We start from the raw sequence: 19,726 nt of genomic DNA on the forward strand, positions 1-19,726 counted from the left end.
GTCCGGCGGGCGTGTCGCAAACCCGCCTGCCAAACAGATACCTAGCCAAACAGCCACACATTCATCAGACGGCCGGGAAAGGCCATGCTGACCACGCCGGGGATCATCAGCGCGCCAAGATAAAGGCTCAGGATTTCATTCTTGTGCGTTTTCATGTCGCCGCGCCGCGCCGCGCGCACCAGTTTGAAAGAGGCCCACAAGGTCATCGGCACAAAGATATGGATCACGCTGAAATGGAAGTTCAGCCCGCCGCCCCAGCGAATGAAGATTGCGGAAAGCGCGGTGGTCACCATCAAGGCGACCCATGCCTTACCCAGATGTTTGTGCCATTTGGTGCCCTTGGGCGCGAGCAGCAAATACCCACCCAGCGGGATCGCAGGCAGTACGGTGGAAACGTGCAGGACAATCGCAATCTCGCGGGCATTGGGATGGAAAGGGGCAATCCCGGTCAGCCCGCGAAACAGCGCGTAAACCGTTACCAAGGTCATCGTCGTTGCTGCCAACATCACAATGGCGCGCATGCGCGGGCTGATGTCGAAGCCCGGCTTTGCGGGCGCTTTCAAAAATCCGGGAAGCGGTAGATTGGCGGTGAGAGAGGTCATGGGTCTGGTCCCTGTCTTGTGATTGAACAATTTGTGTCTGGTGAAGCCAGAATGCCGCCTGCCCATTCGCCAGCAAGCGTGGCTGCGCGATTCGCCCAAGGCCTGCGCGAAATGTGCGGAATTGTTTGGATAATTGGCGCGCACTCGCTAGATTGCCACTTTACGAAGCGCGAACGGGCAGGCACGTTGCCCGCATGAACAGCGGTGCAAGCGAACGGGCCATCGGGAAACGCGCGCTATTCCTGCGCAAATTGTTCACTGACCTAGCCATCATGACCGCGATTGGCGTGTTCCTGGCGATCATTGGCCCATTCGGTTCCATCGCGGAGCCGCTACCGCTTCGGCTGATTACGTGGCTGGCGTTCAGCTATCTGGGATACGCCATCTATTCGCCCATGGGCTATCTTGTGGAACGCGGCCATACGGCGCTCGATCTGCCAAAGCTGCCGCTGTGGGTCGCAGCAACTATGGCCGCGACTGTGCCCATGACGGTCGTGATCTTTTTTATCCAGTTCATGCCGAACTGGCCTCCGGTGCCATCGCTGGAAGAGGCGCTGACCAGCTATTTCTATGTCTTCATCATTGGCGGCGGGGTGACGCTGTTGTTCAATGTGATCGGCCAGAATGGCTCGGCAGACCCTGCGATCATAGTGGCCAATAGCAGGCATCCGGAGGCTGGCGCAGCGGCGGGGGCGGTGGCTACGCCGAAAAGCGGGCATCCATGGGCTGACGCGGTTGCACCTGCTCCGCCGCCCGCACCGGCGACCAACCCCCTGATCGACCAATTGCCGCCCGAACTGGGCAGCGATGTGATCGCGCTGGAGATGGAGGACCATTATGTCCGCGTCCACACTGCGCTGGGCTCGGACCTCGTGCTGATGCGGCTGCGCGATGCGATGGCGCATATGGCCGCGCATTGTCCTGAAACCGATGGGCGGCAGGTTCACCGCAGCTGGTGGGTCGCGCGGCTGGCGGTAGAGGATGTAAAGCGCGAAGGCCGCAATATCCGGCTGGTGCTGGCAGGCGGCATCACCGCGCCGGTCAGCCGCGCTCAGGTCAGCGAGCTTAAGGCGGCGGGCTGGATTTAGGAGCTAGATCGACTACGCGCTCAAACCATCCGATCGCGGATCAATCGGTCGCCGCGCACCCATTCATGCCAGGAAGCCGCGCCAATGTGCAGCGCAATCAGCGCGAACAACGCATAACCGGCAAATTCGTGGGTGTAACCGGCGAGCGAGCGCCAGAATTCATCCTGATCGGAAAGGTCTGGCAGTGGGATCTGCACCGTGCCGATAAAATCCAAATCTCGCCCGATCCACATCCACAGCAGGTATCCGCTAACCGGCATTACGACCATCAATGCATAAAGCGCCCAATGCGTCACCTTTGCCGCTGCGCGGTGAGGCTGTGCAAGGGCGGTCGGCAATGCCGGCGGCGTATGGGTTGCGCGCCACAACAAACGCAGGATGACGAGCGCCAGCAATGTCAGACCTAACTGGACATGCGCGTCCAGCAGGCTGCGCGCGGTGTCTGGTTGGGTCCGGTCAGCGGCCACGCCTAAAGCGATTTGCACGATCAGCAGCGCCGCCATTATCCAATGGAGAAACCGGGCGATCATGGTATACTTTTGCACCATGAGGCAAAGACTAGCTTTCACCCGCCGAAATGCAATCACGGGAATGGCTTCATCTGCCATCGCTGTCGCGATGTTGGGAGGATGTTCGGCGGGCAGTGTTGCCGCCCCAAAAGCCCGCAGCGATTTGTATACATGCGATGGTTGCGAAGCGGCCCTCGAACGGGATCGCGCTTCGCTTGGCTCGGTGGCGCGAATAGCGGGTCCGGGCGAACCGGGCGACGCGCTGATCGCGACGGGGACTGTGTATTTGCCTGACGGGCGGACGCCCGCCTCCGACGTGATCGTTTACGCACACCACACCAATGCCCAAGGGTATTACGCAGGCGGCGATCCGAACGCATCAGGCAGCGCTCGCCACGGCAAATTGAAAGGCTGGGTGAGGACCGACGATGCCGGGCTATACCGCTTTGAAACAATCAAACCGGCGCCATATCCGAGCATGACCATGCCCGCTCACATTCACCTTTATATATCCGAAGCTGGACGGCCGACGTACTATATCGACGATATCGTCTTCGCTGGAGAGTTTGCGGTCGATGTCGAATACCGCGCGGCTCAAGAACTCCGCGGCGGTTCGGGGATCACCATGCTTGAACGCAACGCTGATGGAGTTTTGGTCGCGCGGCGGGATATCATCCTCGAACGTCACCCCTGATATTGCCCCAAACGCAAAGACCCCTGGCGATTGCCTCGCCGGGGGTCTCGTGCGACCCTGGCCCGGTTTTCTGGATCAGGGTGGGGGGCTGGTTACGCCGCTATCAGGCGATGTCGAAACGGTCGGCGTTCATCACCTTGGTCCAGGCGGCGACGAAATCGTGCACGAATTTTTCCTGCGCGCCGTTTTCGGCATAGACTTCTGCCTGCGCGCGCAGTTGCGAATTGCTGCCAAACACCAGATCGGTGCGGGTCGCACGGAATTTCTCCGCTCCGCTCGCGCGGTCGGTGCCGACATATTCTTCGTCGCCCGATCCATCGACGGGGGTCCATTTGGTCCCCATGTCGAGCAGATTGGTGAAGAAGTCCGGGGTCAGCGTGCCGACCCGGTCGGTGAACACGCCGTGGCCGGTGTTGCCGCTGTTCGCGCCCAGCACACGCATCCCGCCAACCAGCACGGTCAATTCGGGGATCGACAGGCCGAGCAAATGCGCCCGGTCGATCAGCATGTCTTCGGTCCGGACGTTCGCCTTGGTCTTGAGATAATTGCGGAAACCATCGGCAAACGGCTCCAGCGGCTCAAAACTGGCGGCATCAGTGTGTTCATCGCCCGCATCACCGCGTCCGCCGGTGAACGGCACAGTCACGTCAAAGCCTGCGTCCTTTGCTGCTTTCTCGACCGCAGCCGATCCTGCCAGCACAATGGCATCGGCGATGCTGAGATCGCCGCGCAGTTCTTCAACCTTGGCGAGAACCTTGGCCAGTTCCTCCGGATCGTTGACCGCCCAGTCCTTTTGCGGGGCGAGCCGGACGCGCGCGCCATTCGCACCGCCGCGGTGGTCCGAATTGCGATAAGTCGAAGCCGACGCCCAGGCCGCTTTCACCAGCTGTGACACGGTCAACCCGCTGGCAAGGATCGCATCCTTGAACCGGGCGACTTCCGCATCCGAAGGCATGGCGCCTGCGGGCACGGGGTCCATCCAGATCAGCGTTTCTTCGGGAACTTCGGGACCGTGGTAACGGACCTTTGGCCCCATGTCGCGGTGGCATAGCTTGAACCATGCGCGGGCAAAGGCGTCGTCAAGCTGTTCGGGGTTAGCCAGGAACCGCTCCGAAATCTTGCGGTAATCCGGGTCCATTTTGAGCGCCATATCGGCGGTGGTCATCATGGTCGGCACGCGCTTGTTCGGGTCACGCGCGTCGGGGGCCATATCTTCGGGATCGGGATTGATCGGCGTCCATTGCTGCGCGCCAGCCGGGCTGTGCACCAGTTCAAAATCATATTTGAACAGGATGCGGAAATAATCGTGGCTCCAACTGGTCGGATTGTTCGACCACGCCCCTTCAATGCCCGAGGTCGTGATGTTGCCCTTGGCAATTTCTTCCTCGTCATTGAGCCAGCCGAACCCCTGCAGGTGCAGCGCTTCGCTTTCGGGTGCGCCGCCAAAAGTATCGGACGGGGCCGCGCCGTGGGCTTTGCCAAAGGCGTGGCCGCCCGCAGTAAGAGCGACGGTTTCCTCGTCATTCATCGCCATCCGGGCAAAGGTTTCGCGCATGTCGCGGGCGCTTTCGAGCGGGTCGGGATTGCCGCCCGGACCTTCGGGATTGACGTAGATCAGCCCCATCTGGATTGCCGCGAGCGGGTTTTCGAGCGCCATGCCTTCTTTCGGCTGGATACGGGTGGCAACGCCTTCGTTGACCCATTGCTCTTCGGTGCCCCAATAGACGCTTTCGGGTTCAAACACGTCTGCGCGGCCGCCGCCAAAGCCGAACACCGGGCCGCCCATGCTTTCAATCGCCACGTTTCCGGCGAGAATATAGAGGTCGGCCCAGCTGATTTGCTTGCCGTATTTCTGCTTGATTGGCCACAACAGGCGGCGCGCCTTGTCGAGATTGCCGTTGTCCGGCCACGAATTCAGCGGAGCAAAACGCTGCTGACCGCTGCCCGCTCCGCCGCGCCCGTCGCCGGTGCGATAGGTACCGGCGGCGTGCCATGCCATGCGGATGAAGAACGGGCCGTAATGGCCGTAATCGGCAGGCCACCAAGGCTGGCTGTCGGTCATCAACGCGGTCAGGTCAGCCTTCAGCGCGGTGTAATCAATGGTGTTGAATGCCGCCGGATAGTCAAAATCTTCGCCGTAAGGGTTGGCCGATTTGCCTTGCTCGGTCAAAATGTCGAGCTGCGTCGCCTCTGGCCACCAATCCTTGTTGGTCCGGCCCAGCAAAGTGCGCATCGCACCGTCGCCATGGAAGGGGCAGCCGCCGCTCATTTCACCAGTCTTAGCATCCATTGGGGGTTCTCCTGAAATATGGGACTCGGACTTTATCCAAGTGTAATGACAGGAGAATGATGCATGTCCGGTGATTAGTCCAATCGATTAATGTGAGGATATTGATAGACTAGGGCGATTAATCACCGCGAGCCACTCTCCGCCAAGGTCGGACGGGAATCGGGCCCTTTGCAAAGCCGGAATCTACTCGGCCTTGCGTGCGATATGCGAACCCGCTGGCAACACCTCGAGGTCGTCGCGGTCGGCCTGCGCCAGAACCTCTTGCCAGCCCTGCCGCGCCCTCCAGCCTAACCGATCCTGCGCCCTCGCGCTGGAATAAACCCGGTCAATGCTGCGCGGCAGATCCCAACCCCGCTTGGCAAATTCCGCCGCCAGCGCGGGTGCGCGGGCGCGGATTACTTCTGGCGCATCTTTGGCGAGGCCCTCGCAGTCTTCCCGCGCAAAGACCGTTTCGCCAGACAGCACGAACCGTTCGAACGCCGCGCCCTGATCGGTCAGCGCCAATGCGTGTCCCGCCGCCACATCGCGCGCATCCACTCCGCGATGCAGGCGATAGGCCGCCATCAATGGCGCAGGCTCGGGGAAACAGCGTGACATGCGCAATATCCGAACCGACATCTCCGCAGACGCCAGCTCTTCCAGCAGCGCCTCGGCGGCGAGTTTGGTGCGGTGATAGATGCTCTTTGGCAGGGGCACGGTGTCCTCGTCGATCCATGTGCACCGACCCGGCTCGACCGCATCGCCGTAAAGCGCAGTGGTGGAGGTGTAGAGCAAGCGCGTGACCCCGCTCGCCCGGGCAATTTCGGCGAGGGAGCGCGTGCCCTCGACATTAACGCGGAGGAAATCGGCATCGGCGACCAACCCGACATGCGGCGCATGCGGCCCGGCGCTGTGGATCACGGCATCAGCCCCATCTAGCGCGCGGCGGAGCAATTCCGGGTCGGCGCAATCGCCGACAATATGCGTGGTGGAAAAGGGGTTACGGTCAATGCCAGTGACTTCGTGCCGAGCCGCCAGCGCCCCGAAAATCGCGCGGCCAATGCGGCCAGAGGAGCCGGTTATGATGATCTTCATAGGCGATATTTGCCGGATTTCGGCTCTTGCGTCATCCCATCTGCGCGCGGTGCAGCAATTTCTGATCGGCCAGCACCAGCGCCATCATCGCTTCGACAACCGGGGTCCCGCGGATGCCGACGCATGGGTCATGGCGGCCCTTGGTCACCACATCCACCGCTTCACCGGCGGAATTGATCGATTTGACCGGGTTGAGGATCGACGAGGTCGGCTTGAACGCCACCCGGCACACCACCGGCTGACCCGTAGAAATGCCGCCAGCGGTGCCGCCTGCGTGGTTGCTGGAAAACTCCGGCTTGCCGTCCGGGCCGGGGCGCATTTCATCGGCATTCTGTTCGCCGGTCAGCCGTGCCGCTTCGAACCCGTCGCCGATTTCCACGCCCTTGGTCGCGTTGATGCTCATCATCGCGGCGGCCAGTTCGCTGTCGAGCTTGGCATAGATCGGCGCGCCCCATCCTGCGGGGACACCATCGGCCACGCATTCGACCACCGCGCCCAGCGATGATCCGTCCTTGCGCGCGGCCTCGACCTTTTCGGCCCAGCGGGTCGCGGCCCAGCTGTCGGGGCAGAAGAACGGGTTCTTGGCGATGTTGTCGTGATTGATCGCCTCGCGCTCGATAGGGTCGCCGCCCAGTTCGCAGACATAGCCGGTGATCGTGACTTCAGGGATAATCAGCCGCGCCACCGCGCCCGCTGCCACCCGCGCCGCCGTTTCGCGAGCCGACGACCGGCCACCACCGCGATAATCGCGAATGCCGTATTTCGCGTCATAGGTGTAATCGGCATGACCGGGGCGATAGCTTTGGGCAATTTCCGAATAATCCTTTGACCGCTGATCGGTGTTTTCGATCATCAGATGGATCGGGGTGCCCGTCGTCACCTGGTCGCCCTCGGTCGTCTGGAACACGCCCGAAAGGATGCGAACCTGATCCGCCTCTTTACGCTGCGTGGTGTATTTGCTCGTGCCGGGCTTGCGCGCATCCATGAATGGCTGAATGTCCGTCTCGCGCAAGAGGATGCCCGGCGGGCAGCCGTCCAGCACCACGCCCAGCGCAGGTCCGTGGCTTTCCCCCCATGTCGTGAAGCGCAGCACGCGCCCGAATGTGTTGTAACTCATAGCCGGACGCTTTTGCCTAACTTGCTGGGTTTGTCCACTTGCCGTCATTGCGAGCGCAGCGAAGCAATCCAGAGCGTAACGCGCACCGCCCTAGATTGCCGCGCGGCGGTGCCGCTCGCAATGACGATAACCTTGCAGCACCTCTGGACTGTTCCTGTTCTGTCCGCCAAACCCTGCAGCATGATTGCAAAGCTATCAGGCAGGCTGGACGAAACCGGCACCGACTGGGCCATCGTCGATGTCGGCGGGGTGGGTTACCTCGTCCACTGCTCGGCGCGGACGCTGTCGGCGCTTGGCGAAGTCGGAGAAGCCTGCACCGTGCACACCGACCTGCAAGTGAGTGAGAACGACATGCGGCTGCTGGGCTTTGCCGAGAGTGCGGAGCGCGACTGGTTCCGGCTGCTGACACAGGTTCAGGGGGTGGGCAGCAAGGTGGCGCTGGCGATCCTCTCCGCATTGGCGACCGTCGAGCTGCGCGATGCCTGCGCCGCGGGTGATGCGGCGAGCGTGGCGCGCGCGAACGGGGTGGGCCCGAAGCTCGCCGGGAGGATCGTCAACGAGCTGAAGGACAAGGCAGGCGCGCTTCCCGGCTATGGCTCGGACGGCGGGATGGCAGGCGCGGCGCTGGGCGGGGTGTCTCGTGCAGGCGGCGCGAGCGCGGACGCGGTGAGCGCGCTGGAAAACCTCGGGTTCAAGCCCGCCGTCGCGGCGCAGGCCGTGGCGCGGGCACAGGCAGAACTGGGCGAAGACGCAGCGATGAGCGACCTCATCCGCGTGGCATTGAAGAAGGCGGCGGGGTGATGGGCGCGAAGCGGATTTTGTTATGAACAGAACCATACTACTATGTGGCGCAGCCATTTGCCTCATTGGGTTTGGTGCATTGCTTGCCGACTATGTGCGATTGCGCAGCGAGATCGCTCATGGAACTCAAATTGACCCCATAGAGAATCAATATCAAGAGACCGAGACCAGTCCATCACAACATGCTCCCGTCTTGGGAAAATCAACCGAAATGCATGAGGTTGATAAGGAAGAGGCTGAGCCTCCTGTCCAGCCGCCACCAGGCTTTAACGAGGGGTTTGAACAACATCTGGTCAGTTACTACACTGGCGCGGCTCAGCCGCTCACATTGACCGCTGACCAGCGATACATGCGAACTAGACTTGGAGAAGCCTACAAGGCGCCGATTGATTATGGCGGTAGCCTCACGGTTGCACAGATCGGGTGTGGGACCGGATGCAGAATAGTATACGCACTGGACAAATCTACCGGACGAGTTTTGGATTTTCCCCTTGGTGGTGAGCAGAATCCCTACCTCTGGTTACGTTACCAGGCCGACAGCTCTCTAATATGGGCGACATGGGAAGAGGCTTATCCGGCTGAGGGCTGTATAGCTCAGCCTTTGAAGCTTGGCTCTCGCGGATTTGTGGCTTTGGCGGGGCCGTCCAGCATCTCTTGCCAACTGGCAGAGGAAACTATGTGATGCAGGTTTCGCTTAGCAATGGAGATGTCCTAGGAAACTTGGCTACCATGGTCTCCGAGGCGTATGACTGACCCTGACAACCCACCCATCCACTCGGGCGAACCGCAGCCCGGCGACCCGGACACCGCGCTCCGGCCCAAGAGCCTTCCCGAGTTCATCGGGCAGGAGGCGGCGCGCGACAATTTGCGGGTCTTCATCGACAGCGCACGCGCACGCGGCGAAGCGATGGACCATACGCTGTTCCATGGTCCGCCGGGTCTGGGCAAGACGACACTGGCGCAGATCGTCGCGGCGGAGCTGGGCGTGGGCTTTCGCGCCACCTCCGGCCCGGTGATCGCGAAAGCGGGCGACCTCGCCGCGCTGCTCACCAATCTCGAACCGTATGACGTGTTGTTCATCGACGAGATCCACCGCCTTAATCCCGTGGTCGAGGAAGTGCTCTATCCCGCGATGGAGGACCGCGCGCTTGATCTCATCATCGGCGAAGGGCCATCGGCGCGCAGTGTGCGGATCGACTTGCCGCCGTTCACGCTGGTGGGTGCGACCACGCGGCAGGGGCTGCTGACCACGCCCTTGCGCGACCGTTTCGGCATTCCGGTGCGGCTGCAATTCTACACCCATGACGAACTTGATCTCGTCGTCACCCGCGCTGCGCGCCTGCTGGGGCTGGACATCGACCCGGAGGGCGCGCGCGAGATTGCCCGGCGTTCACGCGGCACGCCGCGAGTCGCAGGGCGCCTGCTGCGCCGCGTGCGCGACTTTGCGCAGGTCGCTGGGCAGGGCCGGGTAACGCGCGCGATTGCCGATGGTGCGCTGACCCGGCTGGAGATCGACCGGCTGGGCCTTGATGCGATGGACCGGCGTTATCTCACTATGATTGCAACCACTTACAAGGGCGGTCCGGTCGGCGTCGCGGCGCTGTCTGCCGGGCTCGCGGAACAGCGCGATACGGTCGAGGAGGTGATCGAACCTTACCTCATTCAACTTGGCCTGCTCGCCCGGACAGAGCGCGGGCGGATGCTTAACGATGCCGCTTGGGAGCATCTGGAGATGGCCAGGCCGACTCCCGCAGGTGGTGTTCAAACGGCGATGTTTGACACGCCAGATGAACCGGAAAGCTGAACAGATGACTAACCAGGACGCTGGTTTTGGTATCAAAACGGGACAGCGACCCTGAAATACCGGCGCTTTTCCTGATTAGGGCCGGTTAGCCGACCCCATTCATGGTTAACCGCATTGCCGTGAACCCTTCTTCAATCCCATGACAGCATGGCAATTGGTGAAGGTGCGGGCGGGCCGCATCGAGCCAAGAGATGCAAGCAAGGTTCGAAACTCATGTCGATCAAACTGGCCGTAGCCAAGCTTTCCGCCACCGCAGCCGGTGTCGCCCTAATGACGGGCGGCGCGGTGCGCGTGGCCGAGCCGATGAGCACCGACACTCCGCAATTCACAACCGCGGCCGATGGCAAGCTGGTTCAGGTGTCAGAGCCCCGCTATGTCAAGACCGAGCGTGTGCGCGAATTGCCGCCGCTGCCGGAGCCTGAGCGCCGCCGGATCGTCGAACGCACCATCGAATGTCAGCCGATCCCGCTCGGCTATGGCCCCGAAGCCGCACCGCTGCCCGCCGGTGCGACGCGCGCCTATATTGACGAAGCCGAATGTCCCCCGATCACGCAGCTTGCCTATGCGCCTGCACCGCTGCCCCCGCTTCCGCCCATTCGCGGCGGCGGCGGCTTTGGTGGGCCGCCGGTTGTGATCGGCGGCAGCGGCGGTTTTGGCGGTTTTGGCGGAGGATTCTTCGGCGGCTTCTTCGGCGGCGGCGGTTCGTCATCGGGCGATGTTGCGGTATCGACCACCACCACAACTTCGGGGGGCAATTTCAGTTCGACCTCCAGCGGCGGCTCGACATCTTCCTCTTCGGGAGGCAGCGGCGGATCGTCGGGCGATATCAACATCGATATCGACCTCGACAATTCGACCTCGACCGGCACGATCTCTTCGACCACGGGCAGCGTGACCTCGACTTCCTCGACGGGAACGATCAGTTCCTCGACCGGGCAGGTGTCATCGAGCACTGGCGGGATTTCGACCTCCACCTCGACCACTTCGGGCAATGTTTCGAGTTCGACCGGCGCGGTGTCGAGTTCGACCGGCGCAGTGTCCAGTTCGACTGGCGCAGTGTCGAGTTCAACGGGTGCGGTTTCGAGCTCCACCGGCGCGGTCTCGAGCAGCTCAGGAAATGTTTCCAGTTCATCCGGCAACGTCTCCAGTTCATCCGGCAACGTCTCCAGTTCCTCGGGCAATGTTTCGAGCAGCTCAGGCAACGTTTCCAGTTCCTCGGGCAACGTCTCCAGCAGCTCAGGCAATGTCAGCAGTTCATCGGGGAATGTATCGACTTCCTCATCGTCCTCGTCGTCCAGTTCGTCGTCGAGCAGCAGTTCCTCGTCGAGCTCGTCTTCGGGCGGCAGCGGTTCGTCGGGCAGCAGCGGGTCATCGGGCGGCAGCTCGTCGAGTTCGTCCAGCTCCAGCTCCTCGTCGAGCAGCAGCTCCAGTTCGGGCGGCGCGACCAGCGGCGGTAGCTCTGGCAACATGACCAGTTCGACCAGTTCGTCTTCGTCTTCCAGCAGTTCCTCATCGAGCTCGTCTTCGGGCAGCTCGGGCGGCACCACCACTGGCGGCAGCACCAGCTATGGCGGAACCACTGGCGGCAGCACGAGCTTTGGCGGGACGTCATCGTCCTCGGGTTCATCGTCTTCGTCGGGCTCCAGCTCGTCCAGTGGCAGTACCGGCGGTTCGTCGAGTTCCTCGTCGAGCAGTTCCAGTTCGTCGAGCTCCTCTAGTTCATCGGGTTCGTCGGGCAGCACCTCCAGCTTTGGGGGCAGCACCAGCAGCTCGTCTTCGGGATCGTCGTCATCGAGCAGCTCGGGTTCGTCGAGCTTTGGCGGGACTAGTTCGTCGTCCGGCTCGTCATCAAGTTCCAGCTCCAGCTCGTCTTCGGGCAGCAGCACCAGCAGCAGTGGGGGAACGGATGTTCCCGCTCCGCCGATGATGATTCTGTTCGGTCTTGCCGCCGCCGCGATCTTGCGCCGCAAGAAAGACAAAAACGCAACAGCTTAAGGGCTTACACTAATGCAAAGTCACTGCGCAGCCTGTCGGGCTGCGTAGTGGCGACAATTGCGTCTATTCTAGTGCAAGTCGTTATTGATCAATCGCCATGGATTTTCGCGGTACCATTTGGTTATGACGTGCTTCACTCCACGCTTGATCGGCAAGCCGGCGTGGAGTGTGTTAAGGTTTGGTCTGCCATCTGGTGTCATGTTGTTCCAGATCAGCAAACTGCCCACCTCTGGAGCAATCCTTAAACCCAGTTTCGGGAAGTCGGTTTCACCCCCTTCACGCGGTGCATGCAGGCAAATCATTGCGGTCCAGGTCCGTTGACCCCCGCGCTGCGCTTCGGATTGCCAGTAGCGCTCGCCAACATGCATATAGTCGTAATGGTGTTTGAATTCCTGTCCGACTTGATACCTTTGTCCCTGCATGCGTTCCGAAAAATGATCATCGATGCCAAGCAGGTCCGACACATAGAGGTCGATGCTGCGGGTCAGAGGATCGCGCGTATCAAAATGGTGGGTAAAGCTGGTTCGAAAGCCTTCGCGGTAGGTACTTTCGTATAGGTCCGATGGCTGGGCGCGGCGGTTGATGACCTTTACAATGTCACGGCAATCCCGGCGATTCAGGAAACCGCGAACCCGGAACATTTCCGCCAAGGGGGTCGAGATGCGCTCTACCGCAGGATGGACTTGCAGTCGCTCACGCACTACTTGCCCGAACCACGCAAGCTTGCGTTGGTCTGGCCTACTTTGAGCGGCGTCATCCTGAACAAGAGCCGGAGCGTCAGACATTGCATTTGACTAGCGCATGCTGGTTAAAATATCGCGTATCGCTATCAGCGACGAACGACCATGCCGCCATTGGCTTCCCACGCAATGATGCCCCCGGCCAAATGGGGTACCGGTTCTCCGGTAAAGCCCGACAGATTGCGTCCGGCGATCGCGGAACGTCGCCCAGAGCGGCAATAGAGAATGATCTCTCGCCCAGCGGCCCGTTCAAGCATTGCGGGGCCGGGAGCAAAATCGGCGAGCGGGATGTGCTCTGCTCCCGATATCATGCCCTCCGCGACTTCTTCATCGGTGCGAACATCGATCAGCCAGACACCGCCGCGCGAAAGGCGCTCCGCGAGTTCATCGACGGTAAGATCGATTACCTCGCTGCTTTCGCTGGTGAAATCCAACGGCGGAGCGTGAAGTTCGCGGCGAGGCGGGTCGGCGCTTTCCGCCGCATTGGCCAGTTCAAACCCCGGCACAAAGGGCGGCGCGGGTTCCTCCTTCCCCTCACTCTCTGGCGCGCAGGCGGCAAGAGCCAGCGCGGCGAGAGATAGAGGAAAGGTAAGCCGCATTTGGTCCCAGGCTCCTAAGCCGCCAGATTGCGCAGCACGTATTGGAGAATGCCGCCGTGGCGGTAATATTCCATCTCGTTTGCGGTATCGATCCGGCACAGCGCGGTGAAGGTAAAGACCGTGCCGTCCTTGCGGGTGACCGCGATTTCGATGTCCTGACCCGGTGAAAGATCGGCCAGCCCGGCGATGCTGAAACTGTCGTCCGATGTCAGGTTCAGCGTTTCACGCGTCCCGCCGTCTTTGAATTGCAGCGGCAGCACGCCCATGCCGACCAGGTTGGAGCGGTGAATACGTTCAAAACTCTCGACAATCACCGCGCGCACACCCAGCAGGACGGTGCCCTTTGCCGCCCAGTCACGCGAAGATCCAGTGCCGTATTCCTTGCCGCCGATCACGATCAGCGGGGTGCCATCGGCCTTGTGCTTCATGGCTGCATCGTAAATCGCCATCTGTTCGCCATTATAGGTGGTCTCTCCGCCCTCGACGCCCGGAACCATTTCATTCTTGATGCGGATATTGGCAAAGGTGCCGCGCATCATCACTTCGTGATTGCCGCGCCGCGAGCCGTAGGAATTGAAGTCCTTCTTGGCGACCTGGTTGGCGTTGAGATAGGTGCCAGCGGGGCTGTCTTCCTTGATCGCGCCAGCGGGTGAAATGTGGTCGGTCGTTACGCTGTCGCCGAGGATCGCCAACGGTTTTGCATCGACAATATCCATGACCGGAGCCGGGGTCATGGTCATCCCGTCAAAATAAGGCGGATTGGCGACATAGGTGCTGCCGGCGCGCCATTGATAGGTGTCCGAAGGTTCAACCGTGATTGCCTGCCAATGCTCATCGCCGTCATAGACATTGGCGTAGCGCTTCACGAACATCGAACGGTCGATATTGGCGGCGCGGTGCTGCGCGATTTCGGCATTGCTGGGCCACAGATCGGCGAGCATGACATCGTTGCCTTGCTGATCCTGACCGATGGGGGTAGTGGTGATGTCTTCGGTGACGGTGCCCTTGAGCGCATAGGCCACGACCAGCGGGGGCGATGCGAGGAAGTTGGCGCGCACATCCTGAGACACGCGGCCTTCGAAATTGCGATTGCCCGACAGGACCGACGCGGCGACAATGTCGTTGCCGTTGATCGCCTCGCTGATCGGCGCAGCAAGCGGACCGGAATTGCCGATGCAGGTGGTGCAGCCATAGCCGACAAGGTCAAAACCGATGGCGTCGAGATCAGCCTGCAGACCTGATTTTACCAGATAATCGGTCACCACCTGCGATCCCGGTGCCAGGCTGGTCTTTACCCATGGCTTGGGCTTGAGGCCTTTCTCAACCGCTTTCTTGGCGACCAGACCCGCCGCGATCAGCACGTCGGGGTTGGAGGTGTTGGTGCAACTGGTAATCGCGGCGATCACCACGTCGCCATCGCCTATGTCGTGATCCAGCCCTTCAACCGGAGCGCGGACCGCGCCGGATTTCTTGTAGACCGCTTTCAAATCATTGTTGAACAGTTCATCAACCTCGGGAAGGATGACTCGGTCCTGCGGCCGCTTGGGTCCGGCAAGGCTGGGCACGACCGACGAAACATCCAGTTCCAGCGTGTTGGAGAACACCGGTTCGTGCGCCGGGTCGAACCACATGCCCTGCGCCTTGGCATAGGCTTCGACCAGCGCGAGGTTTTCGTCGCTACGGCCGGTCAGGCTCATGTAATCGATGGTCTTGTCGTCGATGCCAAAGAACCCGCAGGTCGCGCCATATTCGGGTGCCATGTTGGCGATGGTCGCGCGGTCGGCGAGAGTGAGTGTGGCCACACCTGGACCGTAAAATTCGACAAACCGCCCGACCACGCCAACTTCGCGCAGCATCTGCACACAAGTCAGCACCAGGTCGGTCGCGGTCACGCCTTCGGCCATCGCGCCGGTCAGTTTGAAACCGACGACTTCGGGAATCAACATCGACACCGGCTGGCCCAGCATTGCGGCTTCGGCCTCGATCCCGCCGACGCCCCAACCCAGCACGCCCAGACCATTGATCATGGTGGTGTGGCTGTCGGTGCCGACGCAAGTGTCAGGATAGGCGACCATCGCGCCGCTTTCATCCGTGCTGGACCAGATGCCCTGCGCGATATGCTCAAGGTTTACCTGATGGCAAATGCCGGTGCCCGGCGGCACGGCGGAAAAATTCTCGAAGCTTTTCGAGCCCCATTTGAGGAAGTCATAGCGTTCGGCATTGCGCTCATACTCCAGCGCCATATTGGCTTCCATCGCCTTGGGATGGCCGAATTCATCCACCATCACCGAATGGTCAATGACCAGATTCACGGGTACCTGCGGGTTTATCTTCGCCGTGTCGCCGCCCAGCTTCTTGATCGCGTCGCGCATCGCGGCAAGGTCAACGACGCAGGGGACGCCGGTGAAGTCCTGCAGCAAAACACGCGCGGGGCGATACTGAATTTCATTGCCGGTGACCGGGTTGTCCTGCCAATCAACGATCGCCTGAATGTGTTCGCGCCCGACGGTGAAGCCGTCATCCTCAAACCGCAGCAGGTTTTCCAGCAGCACCTTCATCGAAATCGGCAGGCGCGAGACATCGCCCAATTGCTCTGCCGCCTTGGCGAGCGAATAATAGGCGTAGCTCTGGCCATTCACATCGAGGGTTGAACGGGTGCTTAGCGTGTCCTTGCCGGTGGCTGTCATAGGAAATACCGTCCTTTATGATGGCCGCGCATCGCCATGTGCTCCGCGCGGGCGGAATATCTTTGCGGCCCGTGCTAGACTGCGCGGACAAGGTCAAGAGGAAGCCCGAGTTTGCGGGTCTATTGCGAGTCGATTGCGATATGCGTTTAACCTTCCGTCGCCGCTGACCACCGCTCCGCCCGCCTCTTACAAGTGTTTACTTCACCGCTGCGATCACCCTGTGCCAGAGCCCAAGGCAGTTGAGGAAATTCTCGGGGGGCGGCAGCGGTGGACGAAAGTCAGGATTTCTCCGCAAAACGGGCAAGTCTGACCGCTGGCATTTTCGGCGCTGTAATGCTGGTGTTTGTCTGCCTTGTGGCCGCCCTCCTGTTTTCGGATTTAGCCGGCAGGAAGACCGGTCAACAATCACCGGAAGCCTCTGTTGAGGCGGACGGGAACTAGCCGCTTCGTGGTGCAAACAGAGAGAAGCCGACCCGCTTTTCTCTGCTCGGAGCGGAAATGGCCGGAGTCGCTGGCGCATCCCCCCAAATTTGCGCTGAGGGCTCCGGTCAACTTTCGGACGAGCGGCCCGATCACCTGCCTTTGCGCGCGGCGATCCAGCATCCGGTCACGATCAGCAAAGTGCCTGCAAGGGTGGGCAGCGTCACTTCTTCGCGGAAAAACGCCCAGCCGAGCAGGCTTGCCCAGAGAAAACCGGAATATTCGATCGGCACCAGCGCCTGTGCCTCTGCGCGGGCATAGGCCCATGCAATGGCCATCGCCCCCATCACCGTCAGCGCACCAGCAGCAGCGATCGGCACCAGCGCCTCGGTTACCGGAAACGTGCCCAGAAACGGCGCGAACAACAACAGCACCAGGCCGCCAATGCCGCTGTGAAACGTCGCAATCTCCAGCGGTCCGGCGAGCTGGCTCTGGCGGCGGATCACAATGAAATTATAGGCATAGAGCAGCGCCGAAAACAGCAATGACACAAGGCCGAGCGCGGTCTGTTCGTCAAATTCGCCCGTGCCGATCCGCCCGCCCACGATCACCAGCGTGCCGACGAAACCGAGGATGCTTGCCAGAATGGCCTTGGGCCGGATCACTTCTCCCAGCAGCACCCGCGCCAGATACAATGCGATCAACGGGGCGATGAAACTGATCGCGATCGCTTCAGCGAGCGGCAATTTGGTCAGCGCGTAGAAAAAGCTGAGCGCCATGAACGCCGAAACCACGCCGCGCTCCAAGTGAAGTTTGAACACCGCGCGCGCCGGCCAACCCATTCTTTGCCAGAACCAGAATGGCGCAATGATGGCGGCCCCAATCATGCTGCGCAGCACCGTCGCGGTGTAGGCTCCGGTCGCCAGCGCGGCGTCTTTCATGAAGGCGTCCATCAATGACAGAAACCCCACCCCGGCTCCCGCCACCACCAGCGGCAGCAACCGGGCAGCGGGCGAGGTCAGCGTGGCGGGCGAGCGCGGAAGCGGGGGCGGAGCGGCTTGCATGGAATCACGGCCTAGAATGGTTGCCAATATTGGTCACGCCCCCACGCTGCATCTCTTGTGCAGGATTCAGCGAAAGGAAAGGCGAGTTGCTTGATAGAGTCCGGCAAAACAGGATATATCGGCAATCACACGCAATTCTTCGGCCATGTTTGGCCTGGTGCGCGTTAAGGGACATCACACATGCGCAATTGGATCATCACACTGGCAACCGGGATCGCCGGGGCGGCACTGGCCGGGGGCGGTGCGTTCGCTCAGCAGGAGACTGCCGCGGATGCAAGCTTTGATGAAGCGTTTCCGCAGATGGTTTCCGAGCCCATGGTGCAGGGCGACCTCGCGCCACCTGGTCCCATGGTGCAGCCCTGGAGCGCGCAAAACCTCGCCGCGCTCATCGCAGTGATCGAGGGGATCGGCGCAGAGGGGCTGGACCCCAAAGATTACAGCCTGCCCGAATTGCGCGCGCTCGGCACTGCGGGACAATCCGAAGACCGCGATGCGCTGGCATCGAAGGTTTTCGTCTGGCTGGTCGAAGACCTGCGCGATGGCCGGGCTCCGATGGAGGCGCGCGTGCAGTGGTTTGTGGTCGATCCCGACCGTGACCGGTTCCGCACCAGCGATCTGCTGACTCAGGCGCTCGAAACTGGTGACGTGGCTGGGACTTTGGCAAAGCTCAATCCGACGCATCCCGATTATGCGCGCCTGCTCGATGAACTGGCTGCGACACCGGCAAGTCAGGCGTCGAAGCGCAAGCTCATCCGCGCCAATATGGACCGTTGGCGCTGGCTGGCGCGTGATCTTGGCACGCAATATCTCATCACCAACGTGCCCGAATATCAGCTGCGCCTGACCGTCGGGGATCGGATCATCAGCACTTACCGGACCGTCGTGGGCAAGCCGGGACGCACCGCGACTCCGCAACTTGCTGAAATGGTCGAAGGGGTGGTGTTCAACCCCACCTGGACGGTGCCGCAATCAATTGTCATGGGCGAAGGGCTGGGCGCGCGGGTGCTTGGCAACCCTGCATGGGCGCGCGCCAATGGCTATGTCGGGACCCGCGGGTCCAATGGCTATATTACCGTGGTCCAACAGCCCGGGCCGGGCAATTCGCTGGGCCGGATGAAACTGGAAATGCCCAATCCGCACGCGATTTTCTTCCACGACACGCCTTCGCGCAATTTGTTTGGCAACGCCAATCGTGCGCTGTCGCATGGCTGTATCCGCACCGAGCGCGCGTTGGAACTGGCGATCACCATGGCGATTCTGGGACAGGGCGCGACCCGCGACGAAGCCGTGGCGATTGCGACTTCTGGCGAATACACCAAGGTGCCGATCAAGAAGGAAATGCCCGCCTATATTACCTATTTCACGATGGCGACTGACATCGAGGGGAACATGCGGAGCTTTGACGACATCTATGGCCGCGATGCGCCGGTGCTGGCGAGCCTCGACAAACCGCGCGTGCAGAACCGCTCTGCGACGACCGATGACGAGGTTATCGTGATCGAGAACGATCCGCGCGCGGGGGTTTAAAACGTGCCCGGATTATATCGCTGCATCGCGGTGGGATTGTCCGGGGTCAGCGCGGCCAATTGCGCCTCGCGGCTCAGCATTGCGCCGTCTTCTTGCAGGCCTAAGCTGTCGGCGAACAGCAACCGCCCGCCCGACAGATGGAGCAAGGCGATCCGGAACTGTTCCTCTCCCAGCGCAAAGCAGCCATTCGAACGCCCCAGCCTTCCCCAGCGATCAATATGCGCAGGTTCGGCATAATCGGCGCGGTGCATGACGATGTAGCGGCGCAGCGCGGCATCGTTGGTCTGGTCAAGTCCGCCCAGCCGCACCGAGGTGCCATATCGGCCCTGATACCATTCCCACGTGACATAGGCGCCGCGGCTGGTGGCGTTGGAGCCTTCGGTGTTGGAGTAGTGGTTGAGCCAGCCGTCATGTTCAGGATCAGAGCCGGTGCCATGGCTGACGTGAAAGGGGCTGACTTCTTCGCGGTCAAGATTGACGAAATAGAACCGGCGTTGCGCCGAATGAACGCCGAAATCGGCAATCCCGACGATATCGCGCCGCCAGATCGCGTCGCCTGCGCGGTCCAATTCGCGCTTGGCAAGGTCGAACAGCACCCGGTCGCGCGCCGAGCCTGCGCGTGGCTGCGCAGCGATCCTTGCAGGCAGACCCGGCAAAGCCAAGGCGGCGCTGGCGGCAAGAGTGGTCTTGATAACGTCCCGGCGGTTCATCACAC

General features: G+C 61.3%; 18 protein-coding genes. 6 read left to right on the top strand and 12 right to left on the bottom strand.

From position 1 onward, the window contains the following. Positions 1 to 41 precede the first annotated feature (41 nt). Positions 42 to 602, bottom strand: a complete 561-nt coding sequence (locus ACM64M_RS03115; protein ID WP_416227170.1) for a DUF2306 domain-containing protein — start codon at positions 600 to 602, stop codon at positions 42 to 44. A 194-nt stretch (positions 603 to 796) separates the two neighbouring features. On the opposite strand from ACM64M_RS03115, the gene ACM64M_RS03120 reads away from it, so the two are divergent. Next, positions 797 to 1,690: a LytTR family DNA-binding domain-containing protein gene (locus ACM64M_RS03120; protein WP_416227171.1), complete on the top strand. Its 894-nt coding sequence runs from the start codon at positions 797 to 799 to the stop codon at positions 1,688 to 1,690. Between the two features lie 20 nt (positions 1,691 to 1,710). Here ACM64M_RS03120 and ACM64M_RS03125 read toward each other — a convergent pair whose 3' ends face one another. Beyond that, complete coding sequence (locus ACM64M_RS03125) at positions 1,711 to 2,238, bottom strand: cytochrome b (protein ID WP_416227172.1); 528 nt, start codon at positions 2,236 to 2,238, stop codon at positions 1,711 to 1,713. A gap of 43 nt (positions 2,239 to 2,281) precedes the next feature. Here ACM64M_RS03125 and ACM64M_RS03130 point away from each other — a divergent pair, with 43 nt between their 5' ends. Then, complete coding sequence (locus ACM64M_RS03130; protein WP_416227173.1) at positions 2,282 to 2,893, top strand: hypothetical protein; 612 nt, start codon at positions 2,282 to 2,284, stop codon at positions 2,891 to 2,893. Between the two features lie 103 nt (positions 2,894 to 2,996). Here the strand turns inward: ACM64M_RS03130 and katG are convergent, their stop codons facing one another. The 3 genes from katG to aroC form a co-directional block, all read right to left on the bottom strand. After that, complete coding sequence (gene katG / locus ACM64M_RS03135) at positions 2,997 to 5,183, bottom strand: catalase/peroxidase HPI (protein ID WP_416227174.1); 2,187 nt, start codon at positions 5,181 to 5,183, stop codon at positions 2,997 to 2,999. A 183-nt stretch (positions 5,184 to 5,366) separates the two neighbouring features. Next, positions 5,367 to 6,257, bottom strand: coding sequence for an NAD-dependent epimerase/dehydratase family protein (locus ACM64M_RS03140; RefSeq protein WP_416227175.1), 891 nt, complete (start codon positions 6,255 to 6,257; stop codon positions 5,367 to 5,369). 31 nt (positions 6,258 to 6,288) lie between these two features. After that, positions 6,289 to 7,374 (bottom strand): chorismate synthase, encoded by a 1,086-nt coding sequence (gene aroC / locus ACM64M_RS03145; protein ID WP_416227176.1) that lies wholly within the window; start codon positions 7,372 to 7,374, stop codon positions 6,289 to 6,291. Positions 7,375 to 7,554: 180 nt separating this feature from the next. On the opposite strand from aroC, the gene ruvA reads away from it, so the two are divergent. The 3 genes from ruvA (at position 7,555) to ruvB (ending at position 9,979) form a co-directional block, all read left to right on the top strand. Next, positions 7,555 to 8,175, top strand: a complete 621-nt coding sequence (gene ruvA / locus ACM64M_RS03150; RefSeq protein ID WP_416227177.1) for a Holliday junction branch migration protein RuvA — start codon at positions 7,555 to 7,557, stop codon at positions 8,173 to 8,175. A 22-nt stretch (positions 8,176 to 8,197) separates the two neighbouring features. After that, a complete protein-coding gene (locus ACM64M_RS03155; protein WP_416227178.1) occupies positions 8,198 to 8,857 on the top strand; it encodes a hypothetical protein in 660 nt (219 codons plus the stop codon). Positions 8,858 to 8,920: 63 nt separating this feature from the next. Then, complete coding sequence (gene ruvB / locus ACM64M_RS03160; protein WP_416227179.1) at positions 8,921 to 9,979, top strand: Holliday junction branch migration DNA helicase RuvB; 1,059 nt, start codon at positions 8,921 to 8,923, stop codon at positions 9,977 to 9,979. 560 nt (positions 9,980 to 10,539) lie between these two features. Here the strand turns inward: ruvB and ACM64M_RS03165 are convergent. The 6 genes from ACM64M_RS03165 to ACM64M_RS03190 all read right to left on the bottom strand — a co-directional run bounded on the left by ACM64M_RS03165 (position 10,540) and on the right by ACM64M_RS03190 (position 17,484). After that, the gene (locus tag ACM64M_RS03165) at positions 10,540 to 11,541 is read right to left on the bottom strand and encodes a hypothetical protein (RefSeq protein ID WP_416227180.1); all 1,002 of its coding nucleotides are present in this window, start codon (positions 11,539 to 11,541) and stop codon (positions 10,540 to 10,542) included. A 3-nt stretch (positions 11,542 to 11,544) separates the two neighbouring features. Next, positions 11,545 to 11,958 (bottom strand): hypothetical protein, encoded by a 414-nt coding sequence (locus ACM64M_RS03170; RefSeq protein WP_416227181.1) that lies wholly within the window; start codon positions 11,956 to 11,958, stop codon positions 11,545 to 11,547. 84 nt (positions 11,959 to 12,042) lie between these two features. After that, positions 12,043 to 12,675: a prolyl hydroxylase family protein gene (locus ACM64M_RS03175; RefSeq protein WP_416227182.1), complete on the bottom strand. Its 633-nt coding sequence runs from the start codon at positions 12,673 to 12,675 to the stop codon at positions 12,043 to 12,045. A 128-nt stretch (positions 12,676 to 12,803) separates the two neighbouring features. Next, positions 12,804 to 13,313 carry a rhodanese-like domain-containing protein gene (locus ACM64M_RS03180; protein WP_416227183.1) on the bottom strand — a complete coding sequence of 170 codons (510 nt, stop codon included), beginning with the start codon at positions 13,311 to 13,313 and terminating at the stop codon, positions 12,804 to 12,806. A 14-nt stretch (positions 13,314 to 13,327) separates the two neighbouring features. After that, entirely contained in the window at positions 13,328 to 16,000 is a 2,673-nt protein-coding gene (gene acnA / locus ACM64M_RS03185; RefSeq protein ID WP_416227184.1) for an aconitate hydratase AcnA, read from the bottom strand. A gap of 572 nt (positions 16,001 to 16,572) precedes the next feature. Continuing rightward, positions 16,573 to 17,484, bottom strand: a complete 912-nt coding sequence (locus tag ACM64M_RS03190) for a DMT family transporter (RefSeq protein ID WP_416227185.1) — start codon at positions 17,482 to 17,484, stop codon at positions 16,573 to 16,575. 180 nt (positions 17,485 to 17,664) lie between these two features. Here ACM64M_RS03190 and ACM64M_RS03195 point away from each other — a divergent pair, with 180 nt between their 5' ends. Then, positions 17,665 to 19,011, top strand: coding sequence for a L,D-transpeptidase family protein (locus ACM64M_RS03195; RefSeq protein WP_416227186.1), 1,347 nt, complete (start codon positions 17,665 to 17,667; stop codon positions 19,009 to 19,011). Here ACM64M_RS03195 and ACM64M_RS03200 read toward each other — a convergent pair. Further along, on the bottom strand, positions 19,008 to 19,721 hold the full coding sequence (locus ACM64M_RS03200; RefSeq protein ID WP_416227187.1) for a murein L,D-transpeptidase catalytic domain-containing protein: 714 nt from the start codon (positions 19,719 to 19,721) through the stop codon (positions 19,008 to 19,010). The genes ACM64M_RS03195 and ACM64M_RS03200 overlap by 4 nt on opposite strands. Positions 19,722 to 19,726: the final 5 nt, after the last annotated feature.

Origin of the sequence: Qipengyuania sp. ASV99, from assembly GCF_047872805.1 — a bacterium.
GTDB lineage: Bacteria > Pseudomonadota > Alphaproteobacteria > Sphingomonadales > Sphingomonadaceae > Erythrobacter.

Excerpts from the sequence above, each read along its gene's own strand:
- ACM64M_RS03115 (WP_416227170.1), bottom strand. The coding sequence starts at position 602 with ATGACCTCTCTCACCGCCAATCTACCGCTTCCCGGATTTTTGAAAGCG.
- ACM64M_RS03120 (WP_416227171.1), top strand. The coding sequence starts at position 797 with ATGAACAGCGGTGCAAGCGAACGGGCCATCGGGAAACGCGCGCTATTC.
- ACM64M_RS03125 (WP_416227172.1), bottom strand. The coding sequence starts at position 2,238 with ATGGTGCAAAAGTATACCATGATCGCCCGGTTTCTCCATTGGATAATG.
- ACM64M_RS03130 (WP_416227173.1), top strand. The coding sequence starts at position 2,282 with ATGGCTTCATCTGCCATCGCTGTCGCGATGTTGGGAGGATGTTCGGCG.
- katG (WP_416227174.1), bottom strand. The coding sequence starts at position 5,183 with ATGGATGCTAAGACTGGTGAAATGAGCGGCGGCTGCCCCTTCCATGGC.
- ACM64M_RS03140 (WP_416227175.1), bottom strand. The coding sequence starts at position 6,257 with ATGAAGATCATCATAACCGGCTCCTCTGGCCGCATTGGCCGCGCGATT.
- aroC (WP_416227176.1), bottom strand. The coding sequence starts at position 7,374 with ATGAGTTACAACACATTCGGGCGCGTGCTGCGCTTCACGACATGGGGG.
- ruvA (WP_416227177.1), top strand. The coding sequence starts at position 7,555 with ATGATTGCAAAGCTATCAGGCAGGCTGGACGAAACCGGCACCGACTGG.
- ACM64M_RS03155 (WP_416227178.1), top strand. The coding sequence starts at position 8,198 with ATGAACAGAACCATACTACTATGTGGCGCAGCCATTTGCCTCATTGGG.
- ruvB (WP_416227179.1), top strand. The coding sequence starts at position 8,921 with ATGACTGACCCTGACAACCCACCCATCCACTCGGGCGAACCGCAGCCC.
- ACM64M_RS03180 (WP_416227183.1), bottom strand. The coding sequence starts at position 13,313 with ATGCGGCTTACCTTTCCTCTATCTCTCGCCGCGCTGGCTCTTGCCGCC.
- acnA (WP_416227184.1), bottom strand. The coding sequence starts at position 16,000 with ATGACAGCCACCGGCAAGGACACGCTAAGCACCCGTTCAACCCTCGAT.
- ACM64M_RS03190 (WP_416227185.1), bottom strand. The coding sequence starts at position 17,484 with ATGCAAGCCGCTCCGCCCCCGCTTCCGCGCTCGCCCGCCACGCTGACC.
- ACM64M_RS03195 (WP_416227186.1), top strand. The coding sequence starts at position 17,665 with ATGCGCAATTGGATCATCACACTGGCAACCGGGATCGCCGGGGCGGCA.
- ACM64M_RS03200 (WP_416227187.1), bottom strand. The coding sequence starts at position 19,721 with ATGAACCGCCGGGACGTTATCAAGACCACTCTTGCCGCCAGCGCCGCC.